Origin of the sequence: Caballeronia sp. GAWG1-1 (assembly GCF_023631465.1) — a bacterium.
Classification (GTDB): domain Bacteria; phylum Pseudomonadota; class Gammaproteobacteria; order Burkholderiales; family Burkholderiaceae; genus Caballeronia.
Window position 1 is genome coordinate 514,139 of sequence record NZ_JALQDB010000029.1, and the last position, 9,299, is coordinate 523,437.

Consider the following 9,299-nt stretch of genomic DNA (forward strand, 5'->3'; position numbering starts at 1 on the left):
TCAACATATTTTGCATCTTGTATATCAGAAACAACGCCGGCTTCCTGGATGCAGTTTAGGCGGCTTTCTGCGTTTGCGGGGGCGGTAAAGCCTTGGCCGTGCCTTGGTTCACGCCTTCGCGCAGCTTGATCAATGCGAGAACGGCATCGATCATCGGTGTCTCGACTTTCACGAGGCGCCCGATTTCCTGCACGACGGTGATGAGCGGATCGATCTCCATCGGGCGGCCGGCTTCGCAGTCCATGAGCATCGATGTCTTGTGCGCGCCCACCGCGCCCGCGCCATTGATGCGCCGCTCCACATCGACGCGAAAGTTGACGCCGATCCTGTCGCCGATTGCTTTTGCTTCCAGCATCATCGCTTTGGAAAGCGCGCGCGTGCCGGGGTCGCTCGTCAGCACGTCGAGCGTCGCATGCGTGAGCGCGCTGATCGGGTTGAAACACAGGTTGCCCCAGAGCTTGAGCCAGATTTCATCGCGGATGTTGTCGCGCATCGGCGCTTCCATGTCGGCGGCGGCCATGATGTCGTGTAGCGCCTGCAGGCGCGGGGTGATCTCGCCGCTCGGTTCGCCGATGGGAAACTTCCTGCCGTACACATGCTTGATGACGCCCGGCTCCGCGATCTCCGCCGCCGGCAGCAGCACGCAGCCGATTGCGCGCTCAGGTCCGAACACGCTCCACTGCCGCCCGCCTGGGTCGATGCTTTGCAGCGTCGTTCCAGCAAGTTCGCCGCCATGCTCGTAGAAGTACCAGTAAGGCAGGCCATTGACGGCGGTGATGATCGCCGTATCGGGTCCAAGGAGCGGCGGAATGAGATCGACGACGCCCGGCACCGAATGCGCCTTCAGCGCGATGATCACGAAATCTTGCGGGCCGAGTTCGGCGGGATTGTTCGTGCAGCGGACTTTGACGACGTGTTCCTCGCCATCGATCTGAAGCTTCACGCCGTTCGCTTGCATTGCCGCGAGATGCGGCCCGCGCGCCACGAAGCTGACGTCCGCTCCAGCCCGCGCGAGTTGTGCGCCCATATATGCACCGATCGCACCGGCGCCATACACGCAGATCTTCATGATTCGTCTCCTGAGGTTGTATGCGGATCACCTTCTGATATACAAGATACTACATTCCATGATGGGGAGCGACAAGGCGAATCGCGCGGTTTCGGGCGAGCGGAAACCCGCACAAGGAGCGCGTTTGTGTCGTGTCGTTTAGGGAGAGCCTGCTAAGGGAATTAAGCGCGCGCGCCGCGTGACCGTCAAACAGAAACAGTTCGATAGCGACGACTAAGGTTCTGCGCACCGCCGGGTGACGATGCATAGCACTCGACGTATGACTACGCCTGCGCGGCGTCCGCGCGGATTCACGCAGCCTGAAACGCCATCGAACTCCGCGACGAAGACGCCGCAACATGCGACCACACATGCGCTGCATTCGCCCGCAACGCATGCCCGCGCCGCCGCACGAGCATCACCGTTCGCACGGCCCGCGGCGCAAGCGGCACGAACCGCACGCCGATGGTCTCGCAAGCCATCCGCGCATGCATCGGCAAGACGCCGATGCCAAGTCCCGCCTGCGCCATTCGCGCGACGGCAATCGGCTGCGCGAGACGCTGACGCAAGGCGCCCGTCACCGCGTGACGCGCAAGCGCCCCTTCTATGGCATCGAGGCTGCCGGTGTCGTCATCGAGGAGGAGAAGTGGCGAAGCGCGCAGTTGCGTCCAGTCGATATAGTCCGCATCGCCAAGCGGGCTCGACACGTTGACGACAGCAGCGAGGCCGTCGTCGAATAGCGGTTCCGCAACGAGTTCGTCGAGACTCCCGGGCGCGATCACGAGCCCCATGTCCGCTTCGCCCGAACGCACCAGTTGCAGCACGGCGTTCTGCGGCCGGTCCATCACCGTGACCGCGATTCCCGGATGCCGCTCATGACACGAGCCGAGCAACGCAGGCAACACGCTCGCGGTCAGGCTGCAACTGCTGGCAAGATTGACGACGCCCGGTTCGGCTTCGTTCGCGGTGCGCGGCCGCAGCGTCGCTTCGAGTTCCTCGACGAGCGGCGCGATGCGCCCGAGCAGCGTACGCCCGGTATCGGTGAGCGCGACCTGACGCGTCGTGCGGTCGAAAAGCCGCAGCGCGAGTTCATCCTCGAGTTCGCGGATGCTTCGGCTGACCGCCGACTGCGTGATACCGAATTCATCGCCCGCGCGGGTGAAACTGCGATGCCGCGCGAGCGTGACGAACAACCGCAACTGATGCAGCGATACGCAAAGCGGCGGCGCGATTTCATCTCGACGATCGCGCATGCCGCTCGCTCACTGCACCGACGGTTTGCGCGGCGCGTCGCTCCAGCCCGCCTGAAACGACGCGTTGATCGACGAATCCGCGGCCGTTTCGGCGACCGTGTTTTCGATCCAGCGTTTGCGCATCGGCGCGAGCACGAACTTAGCGCACAGGCCCGCTGCAATCGACGTGATCGCCGCCGTGATGAAGACCGCGTTCCACGAACCGATCGACGCGAGCACCGAGGCAAGCGGCACCAGCATCGACGCCGTGCCTTTTGCCGTGTAAAGCGTGCCCGCGTTGGCCGCCGCGTACTTGCTGCCGAAAGTATCCGCGCAAGTGGCGGGGAAAATCGAGAATATCTCGCCCCAGCACAGAAACGTGAGCGCGGCGAACAGCATGAACATGTACGGGTTGTGGCCGAACTGCATCAGCCCGAGCAGCGCCACGCCTTCGCCCAGAAAGATGATGAACATGGTGTTCTCTCGGCCGATCTTGTCCGAAATGAAGCCGCACAAAGGCCGTGTGAAACCGTTGCACAGGTTGTCGATGGACAGCGTCATCGCAAGCAGCGGCAAGGTCACGCCGAGGATATTCACGGGCATCTTCGCGAAGCCGTATTCCTTGGCGATGGGGCCGAACTGCGCCGTGGCGATCACGCCGCCCGCCGCGACGAACACGAACATCAGGTACAGCACCCAGAAGAGCGGCGCACGCACCATCTGCCCGGTGGTGTAGTCGATTTTCGTGGACACCACGCGCTTGGCCGGAATCACGTTCAAGGGCGGCTTCGGACGAATCAGCATGAGCGCGAGCAGGAAGATGCACACGCCCTGGAAGATGCCGAAGAACATGAACGCGTGCTCGTAGCCCGCACTCTGAATCATGTTGGAGATGGGGATGACCGTGACCGCCGCGCCCGCGCCGAAACCAGCGGCCGTCAAACCCGCCGCAAGGCCGCGCTTGTCCGGGAACCACTTGAGCGCCGTGCCCACGCACGTGCCGTACACGCAGCCCGCGCCCACGCCCGCCACCACGGCCGCGATGTAGAGATGCATGAGGCTGGTCGCATGCGCATCGATGCACCAGCCGATGGCCGCGCAGATCGAGCCGCCTATGACGACGGGCCGGGGCCCGAACTTATCGACGAGCCAGCCTTCGACGGGCACGAGCCAGGTTTCGGTGACGATGAAGATGGTGAAGGCGGTCTGAATCGCCGCTTGGCCCCAATGGTGCTTGGCATCCATCGGTACGACGAACAGCGTCCATGCATATTGAAGGTTGGCGACGAGTCCCATGCACAGGATACCGATCGTCAACTGAACCCACCTATTGTGATGACGCCCGTGCGGTTGCCCGGACACAACCGTGTCTGCGCTTGCCATGTCTGTCTCCGTTATTCATTCGCGCTCGTGCGGCGCTTGATTTACAGCGAGATGCCGGCGCGAGTGCATCGATATGCGCGTCGGCGGCGTGGCGGTCGGTCAGGGAAAGTGCTCGGGTAACGCGACGCGGGCGTGGCAACGCGTATCGAACAAGGCGATGGATGAGAACATCCGGCAAGCATCCGCGTCAGGCGATCGAAGAATCATTTCGAGCGATTCCCAATAGAGCTGGATGGTTGATGCGGCCTTTGCAGGCTTCGTTTTTTGGCTGGGTGCTAAAGATGCCGCGCCGTGGGGGCCGTGCGCTTCGCCCTTGAAAGTCTTACAGACTGGCAGGACGTGAAAGCATCGTGGGGGATATAAACGATTAAGGAAAGTTAGAAAAAATTATTGTATAAATTCAGTATCGTGAATGGATGAGGGCCCGCCGTGCTGCGTAATGCTACCCTGCGTCAACTCAAAATCTTCGAAACGGTTGCACGCCGGTTGAGCTTTTCCCGCGCGGCCGAAGAGCTTTATCTCACTCAGCCGGCTGTTTCCACTCAGGTCAAGCAGCTCGAAGAACATGCAGGCATGCCGCTTTTCGAGCAACTCGGCAAAAAGATTTATCTCACGACCGCGGGCAACGAGATGCTTCATCACAGCCGCGCGATCCTCGAACAATTCCGCGAAGCCGATGACGCCATGGCGCGGCTCAAAGGGGTTTCGGGCGGTACGCTCAACGTGGCGGTCATTAGCGCGGGCGACTACTTCTTTCCGCGCTTGCTTGCGGCATTCACCAAACGTAATACGGATGTCCGCCTCAATCTTGCGGTTCATAATCGCGAGGAACTGCTGCATCAACTGACTGATAATCTCACCGACCTGGCCGTCATGGTTCGGCCGCCACGCGATATGGACACGGTGAATATCTCCTTCGCGCCGCATCCGTATGTGATCGTTGCGCCGCCAGATCATCCACTGGTCGGGCTCAAGGACGTGCCGCTAGAAGCGCTTGCGGATGAACCGTTTATCGTTCGTGAGCGCGGCTCCGACACATGGAATTCGATGGAAGAAGGCTTTGCCGGCCGTCTCTCCAATCTGAATGTGGCGATGGAGATAACCAGCACGGAAACCATCAAGCAGGCTGTCATTGCGGGCATGGGCGTGAGCTTTTTGTCTGCTCACACCATCAGCATGGAACTGCAAGTTGGCAAACTCGCGGTGCTGGATATCAAGGGTTTTCCCGTCATGCTCAACTGGTTCGTCGTTCATCGCAACAACAAGCGTTTGCCTCCGGTTGCATTGGCATTCAAGCAATTTCTTGTCGATGAAGGCGCGGCTCAAATCGAAGCGATTACGCATATTGTCGCGAGTACCGGTAAACCCGATGTATAAGTCATCCGAAATATAAACGCGAAGAAAGTTTAATTTTCGTAAATGGATCGAGTTCCCTATCCTGCATGGAAGCCCCACGGCCATACAGGAGACGAAAATGAGTCATGCGACCTTAAGCGACGACCGCGAAGTTCAGGCGCAAGTGTGCGCTTTCAATACTGCATTCGAAGAGCTCGACCTGATGTTCCGTTGGGATGCCGATACCTACCGCGCGCTCGCTTCGACCGAAAGCGATTACGGAAAGATCGCCCAGTATATCGCGACGCATTCGCCGCATCTTTTGAAGGCTTATAGCGCGGAGTTTCTTTGCGGCGCAATTGTCGAGCGGAAGAATTCGACAATCGAAGCGTGCCGCCAAAACACCGTGCAGTATGAAGACAGCACGCAGCGCGCGCGGCTTTGGCGTGCGCGGGATGACGAAGGAAAAGAGGTGCGAGCTTGATTCTCGGCTTCGGTATTCGTATGAGACGTTGAACGCGCTTTCATGGTTTTCGGAAAGGCGGACCGGCATTAGTGCGGGCCGCCTTTTCGGCATTCGGTTGTGCAGGTGCCGCAATCCGAACGCCGGCGAACGCGCTCTCTACAGAAGCAAGCAGCAGCCTACATTCAAAGCTGCCGCTCATTGAAAAGCCCGTATCAAGGCGTCAATGAAACCCAAACCGCCTTGGGCTCCGTAAAGTTTTCGATGGCGACATCGCCGTGTTCACGGCCGAAGCCGGAATCGCCGGAGCCGCCCCAGGGCAAGCGCACATCCGTATAGCCGTAAGTGTTGATCCACACCGTGCCCGCCTTGAGCCCCGCCGCCATGCGATGCACGCGTCCGATATCCGCGCTCCACACACCCGCCGCGAGGCTATACAGCGTGCCGTTCGCGATGCGTAGCGCGTCGGCTTCGTCATCGAAGGGAATCACGCTTGCGACCGGTCCGAAGATTTCTTCCTGCGAGATGCGCATCTCGTGTTCGACGTTCGCGAATACGGTCGGCTCGACGAAGTAACCGCGCTCGCCGACGCGCCGTCCGCCCGTCACGAGCGACGCGCCCTCCTCCTTGCCGATGTCCACGTAATTCAGCACGCTCTGCATCTGCTTGGCGGAGATCACGGGGCCCATGTTGGTTTCCCGCTTCGACGGATCGCCGAGCTTGATGGTGCGCGCGCGCTCGGCGAGGCGCTCGACCACTTCGTCGTAGACCGTGCGTTGCGCCAGGATGCGCGAGCCCGCCGAACACACCTGCCCTGCGTTGAAGAAGATGCCCGAGGCGGCCGCGCGCACGGCGCCGTCGATGTTGGCATCCCCGAAAATAACGTTGGCGGATTTGCCGCCCAATTCTAGCGTGACGCGTTTGAAGTTGCCTGCCGCGCCTTGCAGGATGCCGCGTCCCACCGATGGCGATCCCGTGAACGTCACTTTGTCGATGCCTGGATGCGCGACGAGCGCATCGCCGACGACCGAACCCTTGCCCGTCACGATATTGAGCACGCCGGGCGGCACGCCGGCTTCGAGCGCGAGCCGCCCGATCATCAGCGCGGAGAGCGGCGTGATTTCGGCGGGCTTGACGATCAGCGTGCAGCCGCAGGCGAGCGCGGGCGCGATCTTCCACATGCCGATCATCAGCGGAAAATTCCACGGCACGATGGCCGCGACGACGCCGACCGGCTCGCGCACGGTGTAGGTGAGCGCGTCGGGTCGCGCGGGGACGACCTGGCCGTTGATTTTGTCGCACCAGCCGGCGTAGTAGGTCAGCGTGTCGATGGCGGCGGGCACGTCTTGCCGATGCACGGCCGCGATTGGTTTGCCGCCGTCTAGACTTTCGAGCGCGGCGAGTTCGTCCTGATTTTGGCGCAGGAGGTCGGCGAGCTTCATTAGAATGCGCCCGCGATCCGCCGCGCGAATGGCGTTCCATGGCTTGAGCGCTGCGCGGGCGGCGATCACGGCGCGATCGACATCGGCGGCGGTGCCTTGCGCGACGTAGGCGATCGGCTCTTCAGTGGCGGGATCGAGATTCGTCGAATATTCCGCGCCGCCGGGCCGGACGAACTCGCCGCCGATCAGCAGTTCGTAGCGCTTCAAATCCGTGGTGCTTGCCATGATCGTCTCCGCTTTTATCGAATCGTCTCATGGTGGGGCACTTACGGCGTTGTCGATAGAAAAACATTCTTATCGTTTGTATAGGGTGGGGTGTATGGGTGGGTGGTTTCGGGTTTCTTTGGCGGCTTGGGCGAGCGGGCGGAGGGGTTTGGGTGATGGCTTTTCAGTCGGGGTTATTTGGGCGGTTGGTTACGCGGCGGCAGACAACTTCTGCACTAGGCTGCAGCTCCCGGTCGACTCCTAAGCCTAAGCGTCGGCGAACTTAAGTTTTCTCGGTCGCGCTGCGCACTCGCTGCCTCTTAGCAAGCTCTCATTGCAAGATTGATTTTACAAATTTCAATGCTCCATCGAACTATTTCGCGATACCGTCATAGGACATTTGACCTTGGACGGAGATAAAACGTGAGCACACAAGACGGCAAAACTAAGTATCTGTGCGCGCTAACGACCTGAGAGCACGGCATGACTATTTATTATGCTGCGGTAGAAGGCGATCCACTTAGCAGTCACAAAGACAGTTATGTCATTCGAGGGGCCGCCCCTTTCAGGATCGCGGATCAAAGCGGCCGACTCCGAACTGCGGCACGTATCGGCGACTTTGCTTTCTGTGCCGCATGCGGCACGGAGGGAACGATTGTCGAAGGCGCACGGCTTAGGCGGCATCGACGCACGAACATTCTCGGCAGACTTCAGGCTGTAGACGGCGATCATGTAGCGTGTAAATGCGCAACCATGCCTACTATCTTTTCGGTCTACGGCCGTCGGCACAGGATCATTGACGACAGCGAAGCGCGCCCCGCGTCGGCCGAGGTCGCTGTGTCAAGCGGCTTCGCGAAGTCGTCCGCCGCCTTAAAACTATGACGAAACATTCACGTTGCGCGACCATGCGACAGGCGAACCCCTCGCGAATGTACGCTATCGCGTGCGTACCGGTTCCGGGGCCTTCTTTGAGGGAACCACGGACACAGTTGGGCGAACTCAACGCATCAAAACAAGCAAACCCGGCTCAATCCAACTCGACGTACAGCTATGACGAAATTTGCCGTACGACACGCTGATAGGACTATCACGGGTGAGATGGTACTCGCCATTATCTCGACAACTTTCGATGAAGGGAAACGAGTAGCCCTTCATTTAGAGAGGCTACGTGTGGGATATGCGAACGCCGGTTCAACATACACGGTAGCGGTGACACTCTCACGTTGAACGTGCGCGCAAGCGTGCTGAACGGGAACCGCGTGCGGTGCCCGTGCGACATAGATAGCGTGATGCGGGAAGTAATGCCGGCATTCTTATTGAAGACAGCAGAGGCAGTGCGGCAGGACATTTAGCAACAAGCAACATGACGGTCTGTCCAGGCCGTCAGTCATCTACGACCAGCAGGTCGTTCAACGTGACGAAGCTATTCAACCGTGTGTGGCGTGCGATATCGCCGACATACGGCTTCGGGTTTGACGCTGGACGGGACCAAGGACGCACAAGGCAAACCGTCGGCATTAAAAAAGCAATGCAAAAGCGTCGCGAGTTGAAAAAAGGATAGAAGGAATGGAAAGTACTTACGGCATGCCACCGGGTGGAGGGAATCATCCAGAATGGTTCACGGTCGGCGAAGCGATGACAAACACGGTAGAAGGTTCGACGGTTGATGTTTTTGTCAATACGACGCCCATCTGCCCTAACATGACGAACGCCGAATTTCGGCAATTGATGATGAGATTGCGGGATGACGCGCTCAAACTTATCGATCTTCGAGTGCTGGCCTTATCTACGCTTTGGGCCAAAGAGCAAGCTCGAGTCAAGGCCTACTTCGGCAGCACGGACGAGGCGATGCGGCAAGAACTAGTCAAAAAATTAAATGCCTTAAGCGGGGTTATGAATGGATTGCGGCCAAAAAATTTTATTCGTCCCGACCCGGAAGCCGAAAAGGTGTTGGGTTGCGTGCCAAATATCAATGCCCCTGACGGGGTAGTAGCGCATGTTTGCTCACCCGACACGGCTACGCATACCATTGCCATTCACGAGAAATTTTGCACGCTGCCACAGGTAACAAAAAGCAGAAGAGACTCGATGCAGCTTACTCTCGTACACGAATGCGGGACTGTCAGCAATTTTGTGTGTGAGGCTACCATTATGGAAATGGAGCCGTTATGCCACGCAAACCCAAGACACCG

At 59.4% G+C, this 9,299-nt stretch carries 7 protein-coding genes; 3 read left to right on the plus strand and 4 right to left on the minus strand.

Annotated elements, in window-relative coordinates; genetic code table 11:
• Positions 1-55 precede the first annotated feature (55 nt).
• From NCT03_RS20365 to oxlT, 3 genes are all read right to left on the minus strand, one after another.
• Entirely contained in the window at positions 56-1,069 is a 1,014-nt protein-coding gene (locus NCT03_RS20365; protein ID WP_250493638.1) for a 2-dehydropantoate 2-reductase, read from the minus strand.
• 290 nt (positions 1,070-1,359) lie between these two features.
• Positions 1,360-2,301, minus strand: coding sequence for a LysR family transcriptional regulator (locus NCT03_RS20370; RefSeq protein WP_250493639.1), 942 nt, complete (start codon positions 2,299-2,301; stop codon positions 1,360-1,362).
• Positions 2,302-2,310: 9 nt separating this feature from the next.
• Positions 2,311-3,663, minus strand: a complete 1,353-nt coding sequence (gene oxlT / locus NCT03_RS20375) for an oxalate/formate MFS antiporter (RefSeq protein WP_250493640.1) — start codon at positions 3,661-3,663, stop codon at positions 2,311-2,313.
• 432 nt (positions 3,664-4,095) lie between these two features.
• Here oxlT and NCT03_RS20380 point away from each other — a divergent pair, with 432 nt between their 5' ends.
• Together NCT03_RS20380 and NCT03_RS20385 are read left to right on the plus strand one after the other, a co-directional pair.
• Positions 4,096-5,040, plus strand: coding sequence for a LysR family transcriptional regulator (locus NCT03_RS20380; RefSeq protein WP_250493684.1), 945 nt, complete (start codon positions 4,096-4,098; stop codon positions 5,038-5,040).
• A 97-nt stretch (positions 5,041-5,137) separates the two neighbouring features.
• Positions 5,138-5,482 carry a hypothetical protein gene (locus NCT03_RS20385; RefSeq protein ID WP_250493641.1) on the plus strand — a complete coding sequence of 115 codons (345 nt, stop codon included), beginning with the start codon at positions 5,138-5,140 and terminating at the stop codon, positions 5,480-5,482.
• A gap of 194 nt (positions 5,483-5,676) precedes the next feature.
• On the opposite strand, the gene NCT03_RS20390 is transcribed toward NCT03_RS20385, so the two are convergent.
• Positions 5,677-7,128, minus strand: a complete 1,452-nt coding sequence (locus tag NCT03_RS20390; protein ID WP_244829239.1) for an aldehyde dehydrogenase family protein — start codon at positions 7,126-7,128, stop codon at positions 5,677-5,679.
• Positions 7,129-8,673: 1,545 nt separating this feature from the next.
• Between NCT03_RS20390 and NCT03_RS20395 the strand changes: the two genes are divergently transcribed.
• Positions 8,674-9,299, plus strand: a 626-nt coding sequence (locus NCT03_RS20395) for a M35 family metalloendopeptidase (protein ID WP_250493642.1), incomplete at its 3' end; no start/stop codon positions are given.